The organism is Salsipaludibacter albus (assembly GCF_019798055.1).
Taxonomy (GTDB): domain Bacteria; phylum Actinomycetota; class Nitriliruptoria; order Nitriliruptorales; family Nitriliruptoraceae; genus Salsipaludibacter; species Salsipaludibacter albus.
In genome coordinates, this window is sequence record NZ_JAHOPH010000040.1 from 1 (window position 1) to 22,826 (window position 22,826).

The window sequence follows — 22,826 nt, forward strand, 5'->3', positions numbered from 1 at the left end:
GGTCAGGTGCTGGGGGCCAGGTGTTGGGGCCAGGTGTTGCGGGTCAGATGTTGCGGGTCAGGAGGTGGGGGACCGGGTGCTGGGGGCTCCGCGCCGAGGGGATGCCCGTCCGCAGCGCATCCGCGGGACTCGAGCAGGGCGCCGGACACGCGGCTCCACGACTTCGCCGGTCTCCACCAATTCGGTGTGGTCGGCGTCGAATGGGGGGGTGGCACGGGGTCGTTCGGTGCTCGTGGCGGCCGTTGCGCAGTGTCGAACAGTCGCGAGCGTCTGGCGCGCGATTGTTTCGTTGTCGGTGACCACCTATTGACGTCGTAGGTTGGAGCGGGTTGGCTGCGCGATCAGCCGTTGTTGGGGACTGCAACAAAACAGCGGTGACCGACCGAGGACCGAACAGCCCATGGGCATGGCGACCGATGCCGTCCGCCGGACCAACCTTTCGCAGGTGCTGCGCATCCTGCACGTGGAAGGTCCGGCGACGCGTGCCCAGATCACCGCTCACACCGGCCTGAACCGTTCGACCGTCGGCACGCTCGTCGGAGACCTGGCCGAGGTCGGGCTGGTGGAGGAGGGCGAGCCGCGCTCGACCGGCGGGCGGGGTCGACCGTCACCGCTGGTCTCGGTCGTGCCCATGCGCACGGCCGTGCTGGTGATCGACGTCAAGGTCGACTCGGTCGCCGCCGGGATCGTCGGGCTCGGTGGGCACCGGCTGCCGTTCCACCGCCTGGAGCGACCGCGGGTGCGGACCGGCATCGAGCCGACCGTCGACGACCTCGAGGCGCTGGCGCGCAAGGCCCTGGCCGACCTCCCCGCCGGGCAGCACCTGTTCGGGATCGCCGTGTCGATCGCGGGCCTGGTCGACCGGCACACCAACACCGTCAGCGAGGGACCCAACATCGGGTGGACCCAGGTGCCACTGCCCGACCTCCTCCTCGAACGGCTCTCCCTGGACCTGCCGGCGGTCATGGCCAACGACGGCGACGCCGGGGTCTGGGCCGAACACCTCCGGGGAGCCGCGATCGGCGTCGACGACGTCGTGTACCTGTCCGGCGAGGTCGGCCTGGGCGCTGGCGTGATCGTCGGCGGCATGCCGCTGGGTGGCGCCGTCGGCTACGCGGGTGAGCTCGGCCACATGGTGGTCGAGCCGGACGGGCCACGCTGCGGCTGTGGCGCGCAGGGCTGCCTCGAGCTGATGGTCGGCGAGCAGGCTCTGCTGCGACGGGCCGGGCAGACCGAGGACGGTGGGCGCGACGCGCTGGACGCGGTCCTGGCCGCGATCGTCGACGGCGACGAGGACGCCCTGGCCGCGGTCGCACGGACCGGCCACTGGCTGGCCATCGGCATCGCCAACATCGTCAACGTGTTCAACCCGCGCATGGTCGTCCTGGGTGACATGCACGCCCTGCTGCACCCCCACGTCATCGACCAGGTCGAGCTGCGCCTGGCCGCCAAGTCGCTGGTCGGCCGACGCAGTCCCGTCCGCGTCGTGGCGTCCCGCCTGGGTGACGACGCGTCGGCCGTCGGGGCGGCCGAGTTCGCGCTCGAACCCCTGCTGTCCGACCCGCTCGGTGCCGACCTCGGCACGCCGGCCACCGCCTGACCACGTTGTCCACCATCCGACCCACGATTTCCCCCCTGTCCGCACGAACGACCAACGACCGAAACTGCACGATCCACACACACTCCGTGGCCAACCACCACGGGAACCCGGAAAGGGAGCACCATGAGGAGCACATCTCGCGCACTGCGCGTGCTGGCTGTCGGCACCACGCTGGCGCTGGCGCTGACCGCCTGTGGCGGTGACGACGGCGGTGACGACGCCACCGAGGCGTCGACCGACGCCGCCGCGACCGACGAGGCGACCGACGCCGCCACCACCGAGGCGGCGACCGAGGCCAGCGAGGCCATGACCGAGGGCGGCGGCGACGGCATGATCGCCGTGCTGCTGCCGGACTCGGCCTCGTCCTCCCGCTGGGAGACCGACGACCGCCCCGGCTTCGAGGCCGCGTTCGCCGACCTCGGCCTGAGCGAGGACCAGTACCAGATCCTCAACGCCGAGGGTGACGCCACCAACCAGCAGAACCAGGCCGAGCAGGCCATCACCAACGGCGCCAACGTCCTGGTGATGACCAACCTCGACTCCGGCTCCGGCGCCACCATCATCGACAACGCCAAGGCCCAGGGCGTGTCGGTCATCGACTACGACCGCCTGACCCTGGACGGCGACGCCGACTACTACGTGTCGTTCGACAACGAGGCCGTCGGCCGCCTGCAGGGCGAGACCCTGGTCGAGTGCGTCGACGCCCAGGTCGAGGCCGAGACCCCGGCCGTCGCGGTGCTCAACGGCTCGCCGACCGACAACAACGCCACGCTGTTCAAGAACGGCTACGACGGCGTCATCAACCCGCTGTTCGAGGACGGCACCTGGACCGAGGTCGACGACCAGTCCGTGCCCGACTGGGACAACCAGGAGGCCCTGGTCATCTTCGAGCAGATGCTGACCGCTGCCGACGGCAACATCGACGCCGTGCTGGCCGCCAACGACGGCCTCGCGAACGCTGCGGTGCAAGCGCTGCTGTCGCGTGACCAGGCCGGCATCCCGATCACCGGCCAGGACGCCACTGTCGAGGGCCTGCAGAACATCGCGCTGGGCTACCAGTGCATGACCGTCTACAAGGCCATCACCCAGGAGACCCAGGCCGCGGCCGAGCTGGCCGTTGCGCTGATGAACGGCGAGCAGCCCGAAGCCGAGGCCACCGTGGACAACGGGTCCAAGGAGGTTCCCTCGGTCCTGCTCGAGCCGACCGCGGTCACCGTCGACAACATCATGGACACCGTCGTCGCCGACGGGTTCCGCAGTGTCGAAGAGATCTGCACCGGTGACGTGGCGGAGACCGACTTCTGCCAAGAGAACGCCTGAGGCCGGTCGTTGACAACCACCGAATCACCGATCCTGGAGCTCCGAGGCGTTTCCAAGCGCTTCGGAGCCGTCCAGGCCCTCCAGGGGGTCGACCTCGCCCTGCGTCCAGGCGAGGTCGTCGCCCTGGTGGGTGACAACGGTGCCGGCAAGTCCACCCTGATCAAGGGCATTGCCGGCATCCATCCGTTCGACGAGGGCGAGACGTCCTTCGACGGACGGCCCGTTGCCATCCACGGACCCCACGATGCCGCCGACCTGGGCATCGAGATCGTCTACCAGGACCTCGCCCTGGCAGACAACCTGGACGTCGTCGAGAACATGTACCTCGGCCGCGAACGGACCAACCGGTTCGGCCTGCTGTCCGAGGAGGCCATGGAGCGCGACGCCGCCGACACCATGTCGGGACTGGCCGTCACCACGCTCAGCTCGGTGCGGCAGAAGGTCGCCGGCCTGTCCGGTGGCCAGCGCCAGACCGTCGCGGTCGGCAAGGCCGTGATGTGGAACTCCAGGGTCGTCATCCTCGACGAGCCGACCGCCGCGCTGGGGGTCGCCCAGACCCGCCAGGTCCTCGACCTGGTCAACCGGCTGGGCAACCAGGGCCTGGCCGTGCTGCTGGTGTCCCACAACCTGCACGACGTGTTCGAGGTCGCCGACCGGATCGTCGTGCTGCGACTCGGCCAGCTGGTGGGTGACCTCGACGCCAGCCAGGTCAACCAGCAGCAGGTGGTCGAGGCGATCACCGCCGGCACGCTGACCAGCGTGCCCGGCATGGCCACCCACGCCACCGGGCCGGGGGCCAAGCGGGGCGACGACGCCGCGGAACCGTCCGCGGACGCCGCCGAGTCGGGTGGGGCAGCCGCCTCGACCGACCCGACGGGCCCGACCGACACCGACGGCGACCGTGCCGACGGGGAGACGACGCCATGACGACGCCCGAACAGCTCGCCGCGGCGACCGCGTCACGGCCCGACAGCATCGGTGACGCCGCACGACGGTGGTGGACCGGTGTCAAGGCCGGTGACCTCGGCAACCTGCCCATCGTGGTCGGCCTGCTCGCCATCACGATCATCTTCACCAGCCTGAACAGCGCGTTCCTGTCGCCAGTCAACTTCGTCAACCTCATCGTCCAGGTCTCGCCCCTGGCGGTCATCGCCATGGGCGTGACCTTCGTGCTGATCATCGCCGAGGTCGACCTGTCCGTCGGGTACCTGTCCGGCGTGGCGATGGTGGTCCTCGGCCGCCTGCTGGGCGAGCAGGGCTGGCCCGCCTGGGCCGCGATCATCGCCGTCCTGCTCATCGGCGCCTTCGCCGGGCTGGTGCAGGGCTACCTGGTGGCGAAGGTCGGCCTGCCGTCGCTGATCGTGACCCTCGCGGGACTGGTCGGCTTCAACGGCCTGGTGCTGATCCTGATCGGCAACCGTGGCACGGTCGTGATCCAGGACGACCTCATCATCGACATCACCAACAGCTACCTGCCACCGGTCGTCGGCTACGTGCTGGTGCTCGTGGCCACGCTGGGGTGGGGTGCCGTGATGATGCAACGCCGACGGCGACGACTGGCGGCCGACCTCGACGCCGACCCGATCAACCTGGTCGCCTTCCGGGTGATCGGCGTCACGGTGCTCGGTGCGGCCGCGGTGTACTTCGCCTCGCGCAGCCGAGGCATGCCGTTCGTCGCCGTGCTGCTGGTCGTGCTCATGGCCGGCCTGACCGTGCTGCTGTTCCGCACGCGGATCGGTCGGCACCTGTTCGCGGTCGGTGGCAATCCCGAGGCGGCCCGCCGAGCCGGCATCAACCTGGTGTGGACACGGGTCACCGCGTTCATGATCTCGGGGTCGATGGCGGCGCTGGGCGGGATCGTGTTCGCGTCCCGACTGCGGTCGGTCGACACCGGTGCAGGTGGTGGCCAGATCGAGCTGAACGCGATCGCGGCCGCGGTGATCGGCGGGACCAGCCTGTTCGGTGGTCGCGGCACGGTCTCGGCCGCACTGCTCGGTTCGTTCGTGATCATGGGCGTGGACAACGGGATGGGCCTGCTCGGCCTGTCGTCGGGGTTCAAGTTCGTGGTGACCGCGATCGTGCTGCTGGCCGCCGTGCTGGTCGACTCCGTCGCCCGTCGCGGGCAGCAACGCTCCGGCCTGGCCTAGGGTCACGTCGCTTCGTCGACACGTTGTCCGCCCGGTGCCTCGCGCACCGGGCGGACGCGTGCTGGGGGCCGTGCCGGTCGCGCGGTTTCCGGGTCGATCGGATGACGGGCCGGGGACCTGTGGCACGTTCGCGCCCCGTCGGGTCGCGCGACACTCCGAACTGCCCCCGCAGAGCCGCGGGGCCGGACCGGAGGACGACGCCATGGGCCTGCACACCATCCTGGTCGCCATCGACGGCTCGGACCACGCCGAGCACGCCCTGGAGACCGCCATCGACCTGGCCCGCCACCAGCCTGCTCGGCTGGTCCTGCTCCACGTCGTCCACCCGCTGGCCAGCATGTCCATGTCGACCGACTTCGACGACTACGAGCGACTCGAGCACGTCCACATCTCGACCGCCGACGTCCTCCGGGCGATGGGGGACCGTGTCGTGGAGGGCGCGCTGCGGACCTGCGGGGCCGCCGGTGTCCCCGCCACGTCGATCGTGCGCGCCGGCGACCCGACCCGGGTCATCGTGGAGGCAGCGACCGACGAGGACGCCGACCTGGTCGTGCTCGGCAGCCGCGGCCTCTCCGACGCGAAGGGCCTCCTGCTGGGCAGCGTGTCGCACAAGGTCATCTCGACCGCGCCGACCCCGGTGCTGGTCGCCCGCTGAGCGGGTCGAGTCCGTGGCCGCCTGGCGGCGGTGGGACCTCATCACCTGCCATGACGGACCGCAGGAAACTCGTTGGTGACACGGGATCCGGGCAGGACTAGTCTCAGCGCACCTCGCTCATCGCCGAGGGTCCTCCGAGGCTCCACCGAGACGCTGCGTCCGCTGCCGTCCGGCGCCTCACCACGCGAGGGAGCACGTCATGCGAGACCTCCGCCTCCCGGTCCTCGTCGCCCTGTCCCTGTTCCTGGCCGCATGTGCCCAGGCCGGGGCCCCGTCCACGTCGTTGCGCGCCAGCGAGGAGACCCTCGGATCGTTCTTCGGCTGGGACGACGACATCGACCCGGCCGTGGCGGAGGCCGAGAGGGCGGCCCAGGAGGAACGGATCGAGGCCGCCGTCGTGGCCTGCATGGCCGCCGAGGGCTTCGACTACGAGCCCCAGGTGTGGGAGGTCGAGGCCGAGGAATCCTGGTCGGAGGAGGCCTGGGACGAGGACGAGATGGTCGCCACCGAGGGCTTCGGTGTCACGACCTGGTGGGGTGACGAGATGATGGAGGAGATGGGCGAGGAGGTGATGACGGAGGGTCCGACCGGCGAGGACGAGTGGATCGACCCGAACCAGGAGATCATCGACGGCATGGGCGAGGACGAGTTCCAGGCGTGGCAGGACGCGCTGTACGGCACGGCCGAGGAGCAGGAAGCCATGGTGACCGTCGAGGTGGACCCCGAGACGGGCGAGGAGACGGAGTTCCACGAGGGCTACGGACCCGGGTGCCGGGGCGAGGCCGAGGAGGCCGAGCACGGGGCCGAGATGGAGACCTGGGAGGAACTCGACCGGTTGATGGCTGACATGGAACAACAGGTCGCGGACGACCCCCGCATGGTGGAGGCCACCGAGGACTGGTCGGCGTGCATGGCCGAACGGGGTCACGACTTCGCCGACCAGGAGGCCCTGTGGGACGAGGGCATCGGGGCGCTCGAGGACCGGATGGACGCGCTGGTGGGACCGGGCGGCGACGACGACCCGTTCGACGGGTGGTCCGAGGACGAGATCGACGCCTTCTTCACCGAGTCGTCCGAGGACGAGATCGAAGCGTTCTTCTCCGAGTTCGAGGAGACCCAGCCGGAGGTCGACACGGCCGCGATCGAGGCCCTGCAGCAGGACGAGATCGACCTCGCGACCGACGACCTCGCGTGCCGGGACGTGCTGGACGTCGTGAACCAGGAGGTCTACGCCGAGTACGAGTCGTCGTTCATCGCCGAACACCGCGCGGAGCTCGAGGCGATCCGCGACGCTCGGGAGGGCTGACGGAGCGGTGGAGCGCGCCGAGTTCGCCGACTGGATCGCGCGCTACGAGGCTGCCTGGCGCAGCCCCGGGACCAGTGCCCTGGCGGCGGTGTTCACCGACGACGCGGTCTACCGCCACTCGCCGTACGCCGAGCCGGTGTCGGGCCTGGCCGCCATCGCGCGGGCCTGGGAGGACGAGCGCGACGGACCCGACGAGGTGTTCACCATGGTCGCCGACGTCGTCGCCGTGGACGCCGACGTCGGCGTCGCCCGGGTGGTGGTCCGCTACGGCGACCCGGTCGAGCAGGAGTACACCGACCTGTGGGTCGTCGAGGTCGTCGACGGCCTGGCGCGCAGCTTCGAGGAGTGGCCGTTCTGGCCCGGCCAGGACTGGTCGGCCAACCACGACTGACCGGCCGGTCTGCATCAGCTGCGCAGGTCGTTCCAGGGCGCCTCGTCGGCCACGTCGACGGCCTCGTAGCCCACGTCGGTGACCGACGGGGTCAGCACCACGAGCAGGTGGGCGGGTTCGTCGGCGTCGTCGGCCACGAACGACGCATGCACCGTGTCGGTGGGGACGTGGACGCTGTCGCCGGGACCGAGCCGCTCGTGGCGCTCCTCGATCCACTGCTCGATCGCGCCCGACAGCACGTGGATGACCTCCTCCTGGCGCGGGTGGCGGTGGAAGTCGTGGCCCTGGCCGGGCTGGATGGTCACGTCCAGCACGGTCAGGTCGGACCCGGGCGCGGTCGTTGGGTTCACCACCCACCCGAGGCCACCCCAGTCGAGGGTGTCCACGGAGACGGCGGACGACGGGACGAACGAACCTGCCATGGTGACGCCTTTCGGTGGGACGGGAGCCGAGCGGGTGCGGATCGGTGCGGTTTCCGCACCGGAGTGCACCCACTCGGGTGGTGGTGGCTGGGGCGTGCTCGGCGGCGGGTTGAGCGGGTGCGGGGTGGTGCGGGTTCCGCACCGACATGCACCCGCTCGGATGGCGATCGGGTCGGCGGGGGTCGGTCAGAACTCGATGGCGACGAAGCGTTCGGTCTGTTCCTTCAGGGCGACCTCGACCGGGAGGCGCTCCATGCTGGACGCGCCGTAGAAGCCGTTCAGCCCGGTGGCCTCGCGCAGGACGAAGGCCGCGTCGTCGGGCATCGACACCGGGCCACCGTGCACCAGCACGAGGACGTCGTCGCGCACCTCGCGGGCGGCGGCGGTCCACGCGTCGACCATCGGCACGCAGTCCTCGAGGGTCAGGGCGGTCTCGGCACCGATGCTGCCACCGGTGGTCAGGCCGAGGTGGCACACGACGATGTCGGCGCCGGCCTCGGTCATGGTCGCGGCGTCGTCGGCCGAGAACACGTACGGGGTGGTCAGCAGGTCGGCGTCCCGCGCGGCGCGGATCACCTCGACCTCCTTGTCGTAGCCCATCCCGGTCTCCTCGAGGTTGGCCCGGAACGTGCCGTCGATGAGGCCGACCGTCGGGAAGTTCTGCACCCCGGCGAACCCCAGGTCGCGCAGCTGGTCGAGGAACCGCTCGGTGTCGAGGAACGGGTCGGTGCCGTTCACGCCGGCCAGCACGGGCGTGTCGGTGACCGCCGACAGCACCTCGTCGGCCATGTCGACGACGATGTCGTTGGCGTTGCCGTAGGCCAGCAGGCCGGCCAGCGAGCCGGCGCCGGCCATGCGGAACCGGCCCGAGTTGTAGATCACGACCAGGTCGATCCCGCCGGCCTCCTCCCACTTCGCGGAGATGCCGGTGCCGGCGCCGCCACCGATGATCGGGCGGCCGGCGTCGACCTTGGCGCGGAATCGGTCGAGCAGCTCGGTGCGGGTGAAGCGACGACGGACGGCCATGCTCAGGCTCCTGCGATCTCGGCGTGGGCGGCGACGACGGCCTCGGCGAAGGCGTCGTCGTTGACGTGGTGGGGGAGGCGGACCAGGCGGTGGTCGTCGGTGGCCGTGAAGCCGTCCTCGAGCGCGTCGAACAGGGCCGCGTCGGCCCGGGGGTCGTGGAACGGCTGGCCGGGAGCGTCCAGCATGGACACCCCGCCCTCGGGCAGGAGGAAGCGGACCGGCCCGGCGACCGCGTTGAGCTTGTCGGCGATCCAGGCACCCATCCGTGCGTTCTCCTCGACGGTGGTGCGCATCAGCGTCACGTTGGCGTTGTGCACGTGCAGCAGCCGGTCGTCGTAGTGCTCGGGCACGGTGTCGCGTGCCCCGAAGTTGACCATGTCGAGTGCACCGACCGAGCCGACGTAGGGCACCGGGTGGTCGGCGTAGACGTCGAAGCGGGTCGGGCCGGCCGTGAACACCCCGCCCATCAGCTCGTCGCACACCTCGGTCGTGGTCAGGTCGATGACGCTGGCCAGCATGCCGGAGGAGACCAGCTTCTCCATGGAGCGGCCGCCGGTGCCGGTGGCGTGGAACACCAGTGGCTCGTGGCCGTCGCCCAGCAGCCCGGTGATCGCCTGCACCGCCGGGGTGGTGACCCCGAACATCGTGATCCCGACCGCGGGGAGGTCGTCGTGGCCGGCGGGCGGGTCCGCGGCGACCATGCCGGCGATCGACGCAGCAGCGTTGGCCAGCACGACGCGGGTGATCCGGTTGAGTCCCGCCACGTCGGCGACCGACGGCACCATCGCGATGTCGGACGCCCCGACGTAGGGGGCGACGTCCCCGCTGGCCACCGTCGACACCATGACCTTGGGCACGCCGACCGGCAGGCCACGCATCGCCGGGGTGATCAACGCCGTCCCGCCGGACCCACCCAGGCCGATGATCCCGCCGACCTCGTCGAGCCCGGCGACCCATGCCGCGAGTGCGTCACCCATGGCCGTCACGGCCTCGCCGCGGTCGTCGCTGGCCACGGCGCCGGGCCCGTCCGGGTGGTGCTCGGCGAGGTCGTCCGGCGTGACGTCGGCGCTGGAGGCGTGGCCGGACGTGCCCACGTCGACGACCACCACGACCAGGCCCGTGGCGCGGACCCGGTCGGCGACGAACGCGAGCTCGTCGCCCTTGGTGTCGGCGGTGGCGACGACGAGGACGGGGCCGGACATGGACTGCTCCTTGGTCGGCCTTCGACCGTAGCGAGCACGTCGTCGTGGTCGAAGTGGACCGTCGTCCGGCCACGGCCGGGTCCCGGCGACGTGGTGGGGCCGGTCACGTGACCGGGGTCGTGGCGACGAGGTCGAGGCGTGGGCACCTAGCCTGCATCCGACAGGTGTCGACCGAGGAGGGATGGATCGTGGCCAAGGGCATGCGGCGGGCCGAGTTGCGTGACCGGCTGTCCGACAACCTGTTGCTGCGGCCGGTCCTGTTCGTCTCGGCAGGCATCCTCGTCGCATGGCTGGCACTGACCCTGGACGACGTCGCCCCGGGGCTGTTGCCGACCGGACTGCAGTTCGGGGCCGAGTCCGCCCGGTTGCTGTACGTGACCCTGGCCGGGGCCCTCCTGACCGTGGCGGGCCTGACGTTCTGGGTCCGGTCGGCGTCGGTGTCGCTGGCCGCGTCGCAGTACTCCGCCCGGGTCGTGTCCGGGTTCCTGGAAGATTTCTATCAGCAGAGCATGATGTCGATCATGCTCGGGCTGTTCGCCTACGTGGTGACGGTCTACCGGGCACTGCCGGTCGGACGCGAGACCTCGCCCCACTTCGCGGTGCTGCTGGGCATCGTGCTCGCCGCCGGGTCGATCGTGGTGGTGATGGGCGCGATCCGCAACGCGGTCCGGTCGATGTACCCGGGCCAGCTGGCGCGGTCGATCACCGACGTGACCCTCGCCCGGATCCGGACGTTCTCGCGTCGCCAGCCGGCCCACGGTGCCCGGACCCGGTCGATCCGCGAGCAGGAGATCCCCAGCTCCGGTGGCGTGTACGTCCGGGCGAGCCACTCGGGCTTCGTCCAGTCGATCGACGAGGCAGCGATCCTGGCCGCGCTGCCCTCGGACGCGACCCTGCTGCTGCGGGTCCGCGTCGGGCTGTTCGTGATCGAGGGCCGTCCCCTGCTGCGGATCTGGAGTGACGAGCCGGTCGACGTGTCCGCGCTGGCCCAGGCCGTGCGGATGGGTCGCACCCGGGTCCTGGCGCTGGACGCCGAGTACGGCCTGCAGCAGCTCGTCGACATCGCGGTCGGGTCGCTGTCCAACCACGGCGACGTGGCCAGCGCCTTCGAGGTCCTCCAGCACATCGAGATGGTGCTGCGCGAGCTGGCCCGACGCGACCTCGGCGAACCGGTCACCGAGACCGACGACGGCATCCGGATCCTGCGCGAGCGGGCCTACACCTACGACGACTACGTCAAGCTCGCGTTCGACCGGTTCCGACGGGCCGCCGCGCCCTACCCGTCCGCCCTCGCCCCGATGATGTCGACCGCCGCCCAGCTCGCCCAGGACCTGCGACGGGACGGCCGCCACGGACGTGCCGCCGTGCTCCGCGACCAGATCACCCTGGTTCTGGCGACCGCCGAGCACCACCCGGAGATCGTCGGCGGCGACCTCGAGCGACTCCGCGAGCGTGCCCGCCGACTGCTCGCCGAGCTCGAGGACCTCCCCGAGACCACCGGCCCACTGCCCGCCGCGCCGCCCCGCGCCGTCGAGGTCCCCGACGACACGCCCTGATTTCCCTCGCGGACCGTCGGACAGGGTGACAGGGGTGGGGTCGGGCTGGCAGCGTGCACCACACCTCGACCCTCGGCATCCCGCGTGGCAGACATCATCCTGGTCCCCGGCCTGTGGCTCGACGGCGCCTCCTGGGACGCCGTCCTGCCGTCGCTCGACGCGGCCGGCCATCGCACGCATCCCCTGACCCTGCCCGGGATGGAGTCCCCGGACGCGGACCGGTCCGGCGTGACCCTGCGTGACCACGTCGCGGCGGTCGTGGCCGCCATCGACGGCGCCGCCACCGACGGGCCGATCGTGGTCGTGGGCCACTCCGCCGGCAGCGGCATCGCCTGGGCCGCCGTGGACGCCCGCCCGGACCGCGTGGACCACCTCGTGGTCGTCGGCGGGTTCCCGACACCCGACGGCCGGGCGCTGGCGCCGTACTTCACCGCCAACGACGTCGGCGAGATCCCCCTGCCGCCATGGTCGGAGTTCGACGACGCCGACCTCGACGGCCTGGACGACGACCTCAAGGCCGACTTCGCCGACCGGGCCCTGCCCTCGCCGGCCAACGTGACCACCGATCCCCAGGAGCTGTCTGATCCACGTCGCTACGACGTCCCCGTCACGGCGGTCTGCCCGGAGTACACCACCGAGCAGCTCCGGTCCTGGATCGACGACGGGGAGGAGTCGGTCGCCGAGTTCACCCGGATCCACGACGTGACCTACGTCGACCTGCCCACCGGGCACTGGCCCCAGTTCACCCGACCGGACCGGCTCGCCCGCACCATCCTCGCTGCGGTCTCGTCGGTCGAGCCCGCGGACGGCCAGGACGACGACCAGGGCGTGCGCGGCTGAGGCGGCCGTCGGCAGGCGGCCGTGCCCGGCCCACGCGTCAGCCCGCGGCCGGGGACACGCGCACCCGGGCCACCCCGGGCATGGGGAGGTCGAGCGTGACCACCAGGTCCGCGTCGTCCCGGGACAGCTCCGCCGGTGCCGCCTCGCGCTCGTCGAGCACGTCGGCCGCGGCCAGGTCGGCCCACTGGTCGTCGGTCGGCCAGCCGTCGTCGCGGTCGTACCGGGTGGTCACGTTGGAGTGGTGGTCGTCGACCCGTGCGATGGTGACCCGTCGCGGCCCGTCGAGCGCCGGCAGGTGCACCTCGACGCGCCGGCACAGGGCGTCGTCACCATCCACGCGGGTCTGGTCGAGGGTGCCGTTCCACAACAGCACGTCGATAGTGCCGTCGTCGTGGCGGGTCGCCCACCCGTCGACCAGGCCGTCCGCACCGTCGCCCGACAGGTCCAGTGCCAGCCGGTCGTCACCCTGGGCGTGGGCCAGGGCCAGGGCCCACCAGCGGGGCTTGCGCAGGTTGCCGACCGTCTGGAGTCCGAAGCCGCCATGCAGCAGCGACGTCGGCCGCCCCAGCTCCTCGAAGTGGTCGCTGACGACCCAGTAGGCCAGCGCGTCGGCAGTGGACGCGGCGGCCTTCATCCCGGCCAGCACGAACGGCGCGCCGAACGCGGCGTCGTTGACCACCCGGAAGTGTCGGGGGCTCACACCCCACTCGGTCCACCAGATCCGCACGTCGTCCAGGCCGCGTTCGGCCAGTGCCGGACGCAGGTCCAGTGGTCCGACGCCGTAGACGTGGGTGGTCAGGAAGTCCAGCGGAACGCCGGTGTCGCGCACGTGGTCGAGGAAGGTGCCGACCCACCCGACCGCCGCGGTCGCCGGACCGCCGACCAGGAGCCGCTCGTCGACCTCCTTCACGGCAGCGGCCGCCAGGTCGTACATCCGGTGGTAGTCGTCGGAGGTGCCGGTCCAGAAGGCATCGAGGTTGGGCTCGTTCCACACCTCGAAGGGCCACCGGACCACCTCGTCGATGCCGAAGTGGTCGACCAGGCCGCCCACCACCTTGCGGACCAGGCGCTGCCAGTCCTCCCAGTGCGTGGGGGTCGAGATGATGCCCTCGTAGGTGAACACGGTCTGGTCGGGGTCCCGGGCGAGTGCCGCCGGCATGAACCCCAGCTCGACGACCGGACGCAGGCCGAGCTCGCCCAGGCGGGTGTACAGGTCGACGATGGTCGACACGTCGACGTGCCACCCGTCGTCATCGGCCACGACCACGCCGTTCTCGTCGTCCAGGATCGCGTGGGCGCGGACGTGGGTGACGCCCAGCTCGTCGTGGGCCCGGGCCAGCGCGGTGGCGTACTCCTGGGCGATCGGGTCGGGGCCGGACCCCCCGGCGTAGCGCAGCTGGCTGACGTGCTCGGCACCGACCATCCACCACGGCCGGACCAGCGGCGTGGTCGGACCGGCGAGGTCGACCGTGGCCGTGATGGTCGGCGCGTGGTCGTTGTCGGACAGGCCGTCCGAGGCCGCGCGCGACCGGCCCGGGACGGTCGCGCCGACCGGGCCGCTGCCGTCCTCGATCGTGGCCAGGGCCGCGACCGCGTAGTGGTAGCGACGGCCCCGCTCACCGGTCGTGTCGACGTAGGGCGGGCCCCCGACGGCCAGCAGGTCGTCGGCCTGGTGGTCCAGGACGGACAGCGAGTCGGGGCCATCCCCGCGCAGCACCTCGTAGCCGATGGCGCCGGTGACCGGCTCCCACCGCAGGGTCACGTGCCCGACACCCTCCTCGGCCACCAGACCCGTCGGGGCCGGGATGTGGTCGCGGCGGTCGGCCACGCCCGGGGTGACCGCGCGGTCGTCCCACTCGGCGCGGGCCGCGTGCTCGTCACGTCGCGTGCTGGACATGGTGGTCCTCCAGTCGGGGGCCTGGTGGCAGTGGCGGTGGCAGTGGCGGTGGCGGTGGCGCGTGGGCCAGCCGCGGTCACTTGATGCCGGTCATCGCGATCGACTCGGTGAACCGTCGCTGGAAGAACAGGAAGACCACGACGACCGGGGTGATGATCGCGACCGAGCCGGCCATCAGCAGGCCGTAGTCGGTGCTGTTCTCGCCGATGGCCGACAGGGCCAGCGCGATCGGCAGGGTGTACTTGTCCTGGTCGGTCAGCACGATCAGCGGCCACAGGAACGCGTTCCAGGTGCCGAGGAAGGTGAAGATGCCCAGCACGGCGGCCGGCCCGGCCATCAACGGCATCGCGATCCGGCTGAAGATGCGCAGGTGGGAGGCGCCGTCGACCTGGGCCGCCTCGATCAGCTCGTCGGGCAGCTGCAGCATGAACTGGCGCATCAGGAACACGCCGAAGGGCCCGGCCACCAGGGGCAGGATCACCCCGGCGTAGGTGTTGAGCAGGGACAGCTTGGACATCAGGATGTACAGCGGCACCAGGGTGACGCTGGTCGGCACCATCAGGGTGGCCAGGACGATCCCGAACACCACCCGCCGACCGCGGAAGCGGATCTTGGCCAGGGCGTAGCCCGCGGCGCTGGTGAAGACGATGTTGCCGATGGTCACCAGCCCGGCGATCAGGGTCGAGTTCCAGAAGTACTGGAGGAAGTCCAGGCGCCGGAACAGGTCGACGTAGTTCTGCAGCGTCGGGTCGTCGGGCAGCATCGTGGGGACCAGCGAGGTGATCTCGGCCTGGGTCTTGAACGACGACAGCACCATCCAGACGAACGGTCCGGCCATCAGGACCAGCCCCAGCAGGAGCAGGCCGGAGATCACCCACCGGCGGACCCGGCCCTCCTGGCGCGGCTCGAGGTCCGACAGCGGGATGCCGTCCTCCTGGGCGGTGCTGGGCTCGTCCGTGCGACGGTCGGCGTGGTCGGCCGCCGACGTCGCCGATCGGGACGGCTCGGGCGCGTCGTCGGCCCGGTCGCTGGTCGGGTCGCTGGTGGGGGGAGGGGTCGTGGTGGCCATCAGTCGTCCTGTCCCAGGACCTTGAACTGCACGAACGCCAGGACCGCGATGAACAGGAACAGCATGTAGGCGATCGCGCTGGCGTAGCCCAGGTGGAAGAAGTTGAAGCCCTGCTCGTAGATCACCATCGCGATGGTCACGGTGGAGTCCAGGGGTCCGCCCTGGGTCATCACGAACGGCTCCTCGAACACCTGCAGGTACCCGATGGAGGTGATCACGAGCGCGAACAGGGTCACCGGGCGCAGCTGGGGGAGGGTGATCCAGCGGAACCGCTGCCAGAAGGTCGCCCCGTCGACGCGGGACGCCTCGTAGAGCACGCCCGGGACGCCCTTCAGGCCGGCGAGGAAGATGATCATCGACTGGCCGAGGTTGCGCCAGATGGCCATGACGATGATCGACGGCAGCGCGGTCGAGGGATCGTTGAGCCAGCTCGGCCCGTCGATCCCGACCAGCGCCAGGGTCCGGTTGACCAGCCCGATGTCGGGGTTGAGCATGAAGCGCCAGATGACGGCGATCGCGATGATCGAGGTGATGACCGGCAGGTAGTAGCCGACCCGGAACACCGACTGGAGACGGCTGATGCCGTTCTCGATCAGCACCGCGGCCATCAGCCCCGCGAACACCGACAGCGGGACCCCGACCACGACGAACACGGCGGTGTTCCAGGCCGCCTTGCGGACCTCGGGGTCCTGCACGGCCTGGACGTAGTTGTCGAAGCCCGCCCAGGGCGCGCTGAACGGCGCGACGAGGTTCACCAGCTCGAAGTCGGTGAAGGAGAACCACAGGGCAGCGAAGATCGGTCCGGCCATGAAGACCAGGAAGACCAGCAGGTAGGGGAGGGAGAAGCCCCACCCGGCGATGGTGTTGCGCGCGGTGTTGGACAGCCGTCGACGCGGTGGCCGGGTCGAGGTTTCGGTGGTGGCGGACATCTCGTGGGGCCTCCTGGTCGAGCGAGGGGGTCGAGCGAGGGGGGGCGAGCGAGGGGCCACCGCCCGGGTGCCTGGGTGGGGCACCCGGGCGGTGGCGAACACGCCTCGCCCCGGGAGCAGAGGGGCGCGGCGGTCCGGGGGGCTCAGCCGACGATGGAGTCCGCTTCGGCCTGCATCTGCGTGACGGCGTCCTCGGGCGCGACGTCACCGACGGTGACCTGCTCCATCAGTCCATTGATCGCGGTCGCGACCTCCTCCCACTCGGGGATGGAGGGCGGTGCGACGGTCTCCTCGAGCTGGGTGCCGAACACGCTGAGCCGCTCGTCGTCGGCCAGGTCACCGGACTCCCACGCCTCGGTCACCGACGGCAGCCCGGCGACGGTCTCGTACCAGGCCTGCTGGGTCTCGGTCTGGGTCATCCAGTCCACGAACTTCCAGGCCAGCTCCTGGTTCGGGGAGTCCTCGAACACCACCAGGTCGGCACCACCGACGAACGAGTTGCGGTTCTCCTTCTCGGGCATCGGCGCCACGGCCCACTTGTCGGCGAACTCCTCGCCACCGAGCTCGTCGATCAGCCCGACGTGCCAGGGGCCGGAGAAGAAGATCGGGTGGGTGCCGTCGACGAAGCCCTGCTCGACGGCGAAGTCGGTGACGGGCTCGGCGGCGACCCCGTCCTCGAAGAAGCTGTCGTAGTAGGTCATCCCCTCGACCATGCCCGGGGTGTCCAGCGTGAGGTTGCCCTCGTCGTCGGTCAGCTCCGCGCCGGCCTCCCACGAGAACGGCATCATCTCCTGCCAGTTCGCGGGCGACAGGTTGATCCCGTACTTCGCGCCGGCCTCGGACTGCATCTTGGCGGCGAGGTCCGACAACTCCTCCCAGGTGGCCGGAGCCTCGGTGTAGCCGGCCTCCTCGGCCAGGTCGGTGCGGTAGTACATGACCCGGGTGTCGACGTACCACGGCACGCCGTAGGAGGTCCCGTCGACCTGGGTGGTCGACCAGGGGCCCTCGAAGAACCGACTCTCGTCGACGGTGTCGGGGGTCGGGGCCAGGGCGCCCAGCTCGGCGAACTCACCCATCCAGGTCGTGCCCATCTGGGTGACGTCGGGGGCCTGCTGACCCGCCGCGGCGGTGATCAGCTTGTCGTGCGCGACGTCCCAGGGGATCGGGGTCACCTCGACGGTCACGCCCTCGGCCTCCTCGAAGTCGGCGACGAAGTCGGGCAGCTTCTCGCCCTCGGCGCCCATGGCCCACACGGTCAGGGTGTCACCTCCGCCGCCGTCGCCACCGGCATCGGTGGCGGCATCGTCGCTCGCACCGGGCTCACCGCCGGCGCCGGTCGGGCCGCTGTCGCCGCCGCCGCAGCCCGTGGCCACCAGGGCCAGGGCGATCGTGGTGGTCGCGAGCACTCGTCGTGTCGTGGGGCGTGGCATGGGGGGCTCCTCCATCGGGGGAAAGGTGAAGCCGGCGGTCGGCCGGGTCGTGCATGGGTGGGGGGCGGGGACGCGAGGTCGGGACGGTCGGGGGTCAGCCGCCCGTGGTCGAGCGGCTGGACGGGTGGGGCAGTGGTGGGGCGAGCGGGCAGTCGGGGCCGCAGCTGTCGCGGACCACCAGTTCGGTCTCCAGGACGACCGAGTCGACCTGGCCACCGGCCAGCAGGGTCAGGACGGCATTGGCGGCGCGGGTGCCCAGCGTGCGCATGGGCTGGGCCACGGTGGTCAGGCCGGGGTGCAGGAGCCCGGCCAGGTCGTGGTCGTCCCATCCGGTGACGGCCAGGTCGGTGCCGATGGCCAGCCCGATCGCGTCGGCAGCGCGGTAGATGCCGGCGGCGAGCTGGTCGTTGGCGGCCATGACGGCACGGGGGCGACGTCCGGCCTCCCATGCCTCGATCATCGCGATCGCGCCGTCCTCGACCTCGAAGCCCCGGGTCAGGATCGGCTCACCGGGATCGACGTCGCGGGCCTCCAGGGCACCGCGCATGGCGGTGAACCGCTCCTCCACGTCCGGGGCGTGATCGGGGTCGCCGAGCAGGGCGACGGTGTCGTGGCCGTGGTCGACCAGGTGGTCCGCGAGGGCACGAGCCGAGCCCGCGTTGTCGGTCGCCACGACCGGCGTGGAGCCCACGGCGGGCCGCGCCAGCAGCACGACCGGCAGGCCGTCGGCCACCAGCTCGGCCACGAGCTCGTCGTCGACGGTCTGGCCCATCACCACCATGCCGTCGACCCGCTCGGCGAGGCCGCGGACGTGGTCGTGGGCCGAGGGGCGCTCGTGGGTGGCGAGGATGTGGACGGCGCTGCGATGTCCGGAGGTCCGCTCGAAGCCACGGATCACCTCGGCGTAGTACGGGCCGGACAGGTCGGGGAACACGATCCCGATGGCGTCGTTGGTCTTGCCGGCCAGCGCCCGCGCGGTCTGGTTGGGGCGCCAGCCCAGCGCGTCGATCGCCTGCTTGACCCGGTCCCGCGTGCCGTCGGCCACGTTGGGGTGGTCCCGCAGCACGCGGGAGACCGTCGCGATGGACACGCCTGCCTCCCCGGCGACGTCGTAGACGGTGACCTTGCCGGGCGTCACGACCCGGCCTCGCAGCCGGAGGACGTCTCGCCGCTGCAGGTGTCGTCGTCGGCGCCACCCTCGGCGTGGTCGTCACCGTCGCCGCCGTTGGCGCGGTCCCGGCCGTCACCGGCCGACAGGACGTCGTCGCCGTCGGCACCCTGGAGCCGGTCGTCGCCCGGCCCGCCGTAGAGCGTGTCGTCGCCGGCCCCGGCGACCAGGCGGTCGTCGCCCTCGTCGCCGTACAGGATGTCGTCGCCGTCGCGGGCCACGATCATGTCGTCACCGCCCAGGCCACAGATCACGTCGTCGCCGGAGGTGCCCATGAGGTGGTCGTCGCCCTCGGTCCCGGTGATCGTGCACCCGCGGTCGTCGCCGGGCTCGTCGCCGGCGAACGCGGCGCCGAACTCCTCGACGCCCAGGACTGGTCGCAGGTTGGCGGCCAACTCGTCGTCGCCGAGGAAGGCGTCACGGAGCAGGTCGTCGCCCAGCTCGTTGGCCAGCGAGGCCATGACGATCCCCTGGTCCAGCGAGAGGTAGGCATCGGAGATCACGCCGGTGTCGACGTTGACCGAGTCGCGGAAGCCCCACTCGGTGACCAGGCCCGGGAAGTCGGCCTCGAGGTTGACCAGGTTGGCGATCGCCGCGTCGGCGTCGTAGCGCAGCCCCAGGAAGGCCGCGTGGGGGGTGACCACGCCACCTTCGTAGGCCGACGGGGGCGGGATGTCGGTGCCCTCGCGGCAGCCGGGGAAGCCCGGGTCGGTCAGGGTCTCGGCCTGGTCGGAGGCGTAGCCGGTCGGGTTCAGCCCGACCGCGTCGACCCCGTACTCGCGGTAGCCACCCTCGGGGACGTTGGCGGGGGAGAAGCCCCAGTAGCCGTAGGCGGCCTCCTCCATCCCGTGGTGCACCTGGGCGTTGACGGTGACCGGGTGGTTGATGCGCCAACTGGCCGCGCCCCAGTCCTCCTCGGGCACGAACAGGGTCGGCATCAGGTCCTCGAACGCGCTGCCACCCCAACCGGGCACGACCAAGGTGGCGTCGTAGGGGTAGGCGCCCTCGAACACCGATTCGCCGTAGTACGACTGGGTCACGCCGTACGGACGCTGCTCCTGCCAGGCCCAGTCACAGCTGTCGGGGAAGGTGCGCCAGGGGCCGAAGTAGTGACGCGCCGGGATCTGCTCCTCGGCGATGCCGATGTAGCTGGCGATGCGGCTCTCGCTGACGATCGTGTCGTAGCAGCAGGGCGCGTCACCGGTCGAGGGCGCGTAGTGGAACAGGATCTGGTTGCGGTCGGGCTGGTAGTAGAAGCCGAAGTCCATGCGGTCGTACAGCGCCTGGGCGCGATCGGCGACGTCGCCCGACGTGGCGTTGGCGACGATCCGCAGGCCGGTCGCGAGCCAGCCGTTGTCGACCGAGGACAGGTGCGGGACCAGGTCGTCGCCGGTGGACGGCCAGGTGTTCAGCTTCGCCCCGTCGCGATGGTCGTACCAGTTGTAGTACTGGCCGGTGTCCTCGTACACCTCCATGTCCTCGAGGCTGGAGATCGTGGCCTCGAGACGGTCGACCAGTTCGCCGTCGTCGATGTAGCCCAGGTCCTCGGCCGCGACCGCCGACCACATGTAGGCACCGATGTTGGTCGTGGAGGTCTGCACGACCCGGGATCCGTCGGTCGCCAGCGAGTCCGTGGGCAGGCCACTGTCCTCGGGCGTCATCGCGACGAACGACTCCCAGGTCGCGCGGGCCCACGTGTCCAGGCGTGCCCGGTCGGCGGCGTCGACGGAGCCCGGACCGGACGCCGCGGCGGTCGAGGAGGAGGGCGCGGTCATGACGAGCGCGGCGACCAGGCCAGCCAGCACGACCAGCATGGTCAGGAGGCGGGCGCGGCCGGAGCCGGCGGTCGAGGTCGATCGGTCCATGTCGGTGCCGTTCGGTCGGGGGGAACCGTGGTCGGAGGGGACGCACTGGCGGTGGAGGAACGTGTTGTAAGCGGTGACAACACCAGTTGTAAGCCCATACATCAAGCTCATGTCGTCTGCCGAGCATGGATCGCCGACGGCCACGGCGCAAGGCCGAACGGACACCCCCGGCCCCCACCGCCCGGAGAATGGCTCGTTCGGGCCACCCCGGACGGGCCGGGTGGCGCCGGTCGTCTCCGAGAGGTTCCCTGCTCGTCCCGGGACGCACGAGCAGGGGAGGGCAGCGGTGGGGCTGCAGGAGGTGCTGCTGGTCGTGGCCTTCGGCTTCGCGGTGGCCTGCGGTCTCAACGACGGCGCCGCGGTCCTCGCGGCCGGCCTGCGGGTGCGGGGCATCACCCCGTGGGTGGCGGTGGTCGCACTGGGGGCCGCCGTGGTCGTGGCCCCGCTGGTGCTCGGGACCGCCGTGGCGACGACGCTCGCCAGCGACCTGGTGAGCTTCGACGGGGAGGGCGGGCGTCGCGCACTGCTGGTGGCGGTGGCGACCGCCACGGGCGTCACGGCCCTGCTCACCAAGCGCGGGCTGCCCACCAGTCTCACCCTGGCCCTCATCGGAGCCCTGACGGGTGCCGGACTGGGCGCCGGCTTCGACGTGTCGGTGGGCACGGTCGGGTTCGTGCTGCTGATGGGCGTGCTCGCCCCGTTGGTGGGCCTGGCGGGTGGCTGGATGCTGACCGTGGCGGTCGCGGGTGCGCCCAGCAGCTCCCCCCTGCGCCGCCGCGTCCCCCGCTGGCACCTCGCCGGCTTCGGGCTGCAGTGCCTGGCCTACGGCGCCAACGACGGCCAGAAGATGCTGGCCGTCGTGGCCGTCGCGGTCGGCTCCACGGCGTCGTCCGGTGGCGCGGTCGAGGTCCCGGTCCCGTCGCTGCTCCTGTTGGGCGCCCTGTTCATGGTCGGGACCGTGCTGGGCCTGGGGTCGGTGGGGGCGACGCTCGCCGGTGGCGTCGCACCGATCCAGCCGGCCGCCGCGGTGATCACGGAGGTGTCCTCGGCCACCGTCGTGCTGGGGTCGTCGGCAATCGGTGCGCCCGTCTCGATGACCCAAGCGATCTCCGGGGCCATGGTCGGCACCGAGGTCCAGGGAGGTCACGGCCGGATCCGGTGGCAGCAGGTCGCCCGGCTGGCCGTCGCCTGGGTGCTGACCCTGCCGGCCGCGCTGGCGGTCGCGGCCGGGGTGGCGGCGGTGTGGGCATGACGGTGCGACGGGCAGGTGGGTCGGGGTCGCTGCACGGAGGTGGCGATGGTGGCAGGCTGGCGACGGCGCGCCCGACCGTGACGGCGACCAGGGAGACGACCTGATGTTCACGCGACTGCAGCGCCTGGTGCGTGACCTGGCCGGACGCAACGACGAGCTGCTGGTCGGCCTGGTCGTGGCCCAGTTCGACGCGGCGCTGGAGGGCGTCGAACTGGCCCGGGAGGTGGCGGCCGACGACGGTCGGGCCCCCGGCGAGGCGCTCGAACCGATCGAGGAGGTCGCCGCCCGTGGCGACGAGCACCGCCACGACCTGGTGGTCGAGCTGGCGGCCGTCCTGGCACCGCCGATGGACCGCGAGGACCTGTTCCGGCTGTCCCGGTCGGCCGACGACGTGCTGGACAACCTCGTCGACCTCGTGCGCGAGATGGACCTGTTCGCCATCACCTCCGAGGAGCTGCTCGTCGAACCGCTCAAGGGGGTGGCCGACGGCCTCGCGTCCCTGCGGGACGGGGTCGAGAAGCTGGTGGACGACCCCGAGGGCTCGCGCGAGCGTTCGTCCGAGGCCAAGCGCAACGGCGTGCGGTGGGCCTACCAGCGGGGCGTGGCCGAGTTGCTGTCCGGCGACGACGACGCGGTCACGGCGTTGACCCACAAGCGGCGGATGCTCCTGCGCCGCGTGGACGTGGTCGGGCTGCGCCTGGGCGAGGCCGCCGACGCCCTGGCCGACGGCACGATCAAGCGCAACCAGTAG

The 22,826-nt window shown here is 71.4% G+C and carries 20 protein-coding genes; 11 read left to right on the top strand and 9 right to left on the bottom strand.

Annotation, left to right across the window (positions count from 1 at the left end; all coding sequences use genetic code 11):
- Window positions 1–400: 400 nt before the first annotated feature.
- The 7 genes from KR546_RS16895 to KR546_RS16925 all read left to right on the top strand — a co-directional run bounded on the left by KR546_RS16895 (window position 401) and on the right by KR546_RS16925 (window position 7,419).
- Entirely contained in the window at window positions 401–1,600 is a 1,200-nt protein-coding gene (locus KR546_RS16895; protein ID WP_238445895.1) for an ROK family transcriptional regulator, read from the top strand.
- A 123-nt stretch (window positions 1,601–1,723) separates the two neighbouring features.
- Complete coding sequence (locus KR546_RS16900) at window positions 1,724–2,920, top strand: sugar ABC transporter substrate-binding protein (RefSeq protein ID WP_238445896.1); 1,197 nt, start codon at window positions 1,724–1,726, stop codon at window positions 2,918–2,920.
- Between the two features lie 9 nt (window positions 2,921–2,929).
- Window positions 2,930–3,847: an ATP-binding cassette domain-containing protein gene (locus KR546_RS16905; RefSeq protein ID WP_238445897.1), complete on the top strand. Its 918-nt coding sequence runs from the start codon at window positions 2,930–2,932 to the stop codon at window positions 3,845–3,847.
- The gene (locus KR546_RS16910) at window positions 3,844–5,067 is read left to right on the top strand and encodes a sugar ABC transporter permease (RefSeq protein ID WP_238445898.1); all 1,224 of its coding nucleotides are present in this window, start codon (window positions 3,844–3,846) and stop codon (window positions 5,065–5,067) included. Before KR546_RS16905 ends, KR546_RS16910 begins: the two co-directional genes overlap by 4 nt.
- 202 nt (window positions 5,068–5,269) lie before the next feature.
- Window positions 5,270–5,722 (top strand): universal stress protein, encoded by a 453-nt coding sequence (locus tag KR546_RS16915; RefSeq protein ID WP_238445899.1) that lies wholly within the window; start codon window positions 5,270–5,272, stop codon window positions 5,720–5,722.
- A gap of 199 nt (window positions 5,723–5,921) precedes the next feature.
- Window positions 5,922–7,028 carry a hypothetical protein gene (locus tag KR546_RS16920; RefSeq protein ID WP_238445900.1) on the top strand — a complete coding sequence of 369 codons (1,107 nt, stop codon included), beginning with the start codon at window positions 5,922–5,924 and terminating at the stop codon, window positions 7,026–7,028.
- A 7-nt stretch (window positions 7,029–7,035) separates the two neighbouring features.
- A complete protein-coding gene (locus tag KR546_RS16925; RefSeq protein ID WP_238445901.1) occupies window positions 7,036–7,419 on the top strand; it encodes a nuclear transport factor 2 family protein in 384 nt (127 codons plus the stop codon).
- 14 nt (window positions 7,420–7,433) lie between these two features.
- On the opposite strand, the gene KR546_RS16930 is transcribed toward KR546_RS16925, so the two are convergent.
- From KR546_RS16930 to KR546_RS16940, 3 genes are all read right to left on the bottom strand, one after another.
- Complete coding sequence (locus KR546_RS16930; RefSeq protein WP_238445902.1) at window positions 7,434–7,841, bottom strand: cupin domain-containing protein; 408 nt, start codon at window positions 7,839–7,841, stop codon at window positions 7,434–7,436.
- A 186-nt stretch (window positions 7,842–8,027) separates the two neighbouring features.
- Window positions 8,028–8,867, bottom strand: coding sequence for a phosphoenolpyruvate hydrolase family protein (locus tag KR546_RS16935; RefSeq protein WP_238445903.1), 840 nt, complete (start codon window positions 8,865–8,867; stop codon window positions 8,028–8,030).
- 2 nt (window positions 8,868–8,869) lie between these two features.
- Complete coding sequence (locus tag KR546_RS16940; protein ID WP_238445904.1) at window positions 8,870–10,069, bottom strand: Tm-1-like ATP-binding domain-containing protein; 1,200 nt, start codon at window positions 10,067–10,069, stop codon at window positions 8,870–8,872.
- A 188-nt stretch (window positions 10,070–10,257) separates the two neighbouring features.
- On the opposite strand from KR546_RS16940, the gene KR546_RS16945 reads away from it, so the two are divergent.
- Together KR546_RS16945 and KR546_RS16950 are read left to right on the top strand one after the other, a co-directional pair.
- Window positions 10,258–11,625 (top strand): DUF2254 family protein, encoded by a 1,368-nt coding sequence (locus KR546_RS16945; protein ID WP_238445905.1) that lies wholly within the window; start codon window positions 10,258–10,260, stop codon window positions 11,623–11,625.
- Between the two features lie 84 nt (window positions 11,626–11,709).
- Complete coding sequence (locus tag KR546_RS16950) at window positions 11,710–12,465, top strand: alpha/beta fold hydrolase (protein WP_238445906.1); 756 nt, start codon at window positions 11,710–11,712, stop codon at window positions 12,463–12,465.
- Between the two features lie 37 nt (window positions 12,466–12,502).
- On the opposite strand, the gene KR546_RS16955 is transcribed toward KR546_RS16950, so the two are convergent.
- The 6 genes from KR546_RS16955 to KR546_RS16985 form a co-directional block, all read right to left on the bottom strand.
- On the bottom strand, window positions 12,503–14,362 hold the full coding sequence (locus KR546_RS16955; protein WP_238445907.1) for a GH39 family glycosyl hydrolase: 1,860 nt from the start codon (window positions 14,360–14,362) through the stop codon (window positions 12,503–12,505).
- A 76-nt stretch (window positions 14,363–14,438) separates the two neighbouring features.
- On the bottom strand, window positions 14,439–15,431 hold the full coding sequence (locus tag KR546_RS16960) for a carbohydrate ABC transporter permease (protein ID WP_238445908.1): 993 nt from the start codon (window positions 15,429–15,431) through the stop codon (window positions 14,439–14,441).
- Window positions 15,431–16,360: a carbohydrate ABC transporter permease gene (locus KR546_RS16965; protein WP_238445909.1), complete on the bottom strand. Its 930-nt coding sequence runs from the start codon at window positions 16,358–16,360 to the stop codon at window positions 15,431–15,433. Before KR546_RS16965 ends, KR546_RS16960 begins: the two co-directional genes overlap by 1 nt.
- A gap of 143 nt (window positions 16,361–16,503) precedes the next feature.
- Window positions 16,504–17,790 (bottom strand): sugar ABC transporter substrate-binding protein, encoded by a 1,287-nt coding sequence (locus KR546_RS16975; protein ID WP_238445910.1) that lies wholly within the window; start codon window positions 17,788–17,790, stop codon window positions 16,504–16,506.
- A gap of 94 nt (window positions 17,791–17,884) precedes the next feature.
- Window positions 17,885–18,928, bottom strand: coding sequence for a LacI family DNA-binding transcriptional regulator (locus tag KR546_RS16980; RefSeq protein WP_238445911.1), 1,044 nt, complete (start codon window positions 18,926–18,928; stop codon window positions 17,885–17,887).
- Window positions 18,925–20,823, bottom strand: coding sequence for a glucoamylase family protein (locus KR546_RS16985; protein WP_238445912.1), 1,899 nt, complete (start codon window positions 20,821–20,823; stop codon window positions 18,925–18,927). Before KR546_RS16985 ends, KR546_RS16980 begins: the two co-directional genes overlap by 4 nt.
- Window positions 20,824–21,109: 286 nt before the next feature.
- On the opposite strand from KR546_RS16985, the gene KR546_RS16990 reads away from it, so the two are divergent.
- Both KR546_RS16990 and KR546_RS16995 read left to right on the top strand, forming a co-directional pair.
- Window positions 21,110–22,075: an inorganic phosphate transporter gene (locus KR546_RS16990; protein ID WP_238445913.1), complete on the top strand. Its 966-nt coding sequence runs from the start codon at window positions 21,110–21,112 to the stop codon at window positions 22,073–22,075.
- Between the two features lie 103 nt (window positions 22,076–22,178).
- Window positions 22,179–22,826, top strand: coding sequence for a DUF47 domain-containing protein (locus tag KR546_RS16995; RefSeq protein WP_238445914.1), 648 nt, complete (start codon window positions 22,179–22,181; stop codon window positions 22,824–22,826).

Coding starts and splice junctions, on each gene's coding strand:
- KR546_RS16910 (WP_238445898.1), top strand. CDS start 3,844: ATGACGACGCCCGAACAGCTCGCCGCGGCGACCGCGTCACGGCCCGAC.
- KR546_RS16920 (WP_238445900.1), top strand. CDS start 5,922: ATGCGAGACCTCCGCCTCCCGGTCCTCGTCGCCCTGTCCCTGTTCCTG.
- KR546_RS16960 (WP_238445908.1), bottom strand. CDS start 15,431: ATGGCCACCACGACCCCTCCCCCCACCAGCGACCCGACCAGCGACCGG.
- KR546_RS16985 (WP_238445912.1), bottom strand. CDS start 20,823: ATGGACCGATCGACCTCGACCGCCGGCTCCGGCCGCGCCCGCCTCCTG.
- KR546_RS16915 (WP_238445899.1), top strand. CDS start 5,270: ATGGGCCTGCACACCATCCTGGTCGCCATCGACGGCTCGGACCACGCC.
- KR546_RS16930 (WP_238445902.1), bottom strand. CDS start 7,841: ATGGCAGGTTCGTTCGTCCCGTCGTCCGCCGTCTCCGTGGACACCCTC.
- KR546_RS16940 (WP_238445904.1), bottom strand. CDS start 10,069: ATGTCCGGCCCCGTCCTCGTCGTCGCCACCGCCGACACCAAGGGCGAC.
- KR546_RS16975 (WP_238445910.1), bottom strand. CDS start 17,790: ATGCCACGCCCCACGACACGACGAGTGCTCGCGACCACCACGATCGCC.
- KR546_RS16935 (WP_238445903.1), bottom strand. CDS start 8,867: ATGGCCGTCCGTCGTCGCTTCACCCGCACCGAGCTGCTCGACCGATTC.
- KR546_RS16965 (WP_238445909.1), bottom strand. CDS start 16,360: ATGTCCGCCACCACCGAAACCTCGACCCGGCCACCGCGTCGACGGCTG.
- KR546_RS16895 (WP_238445895.1), top strand. CDS start 401: ATGGGCATGGCGACCGATGCCGTCCGCCGGACCAACCTTTCGCAGGTG.
- KR546_RS16995 (WP_238445914.1), top strand. CDS start 22,179: ATGTTCACGCGACTGCAGCGCCTGGTGCGTGACCTGGCCGGACGCAAC.
- KR546_RS16955 (WP_238445907.1), bottom strand. CDS start 14,362: ATGTCCAGCACGCGACGTGACGAGCACGCGGCCCGCGCCGAGTGGGAC.
- KR546_RS16900 (WP_238445896.1), top strand. CDS start 1,724: ATGAGGAGCACATCTCGCGCACTGCGCGTGCTGGCTGTCGGCACCACG.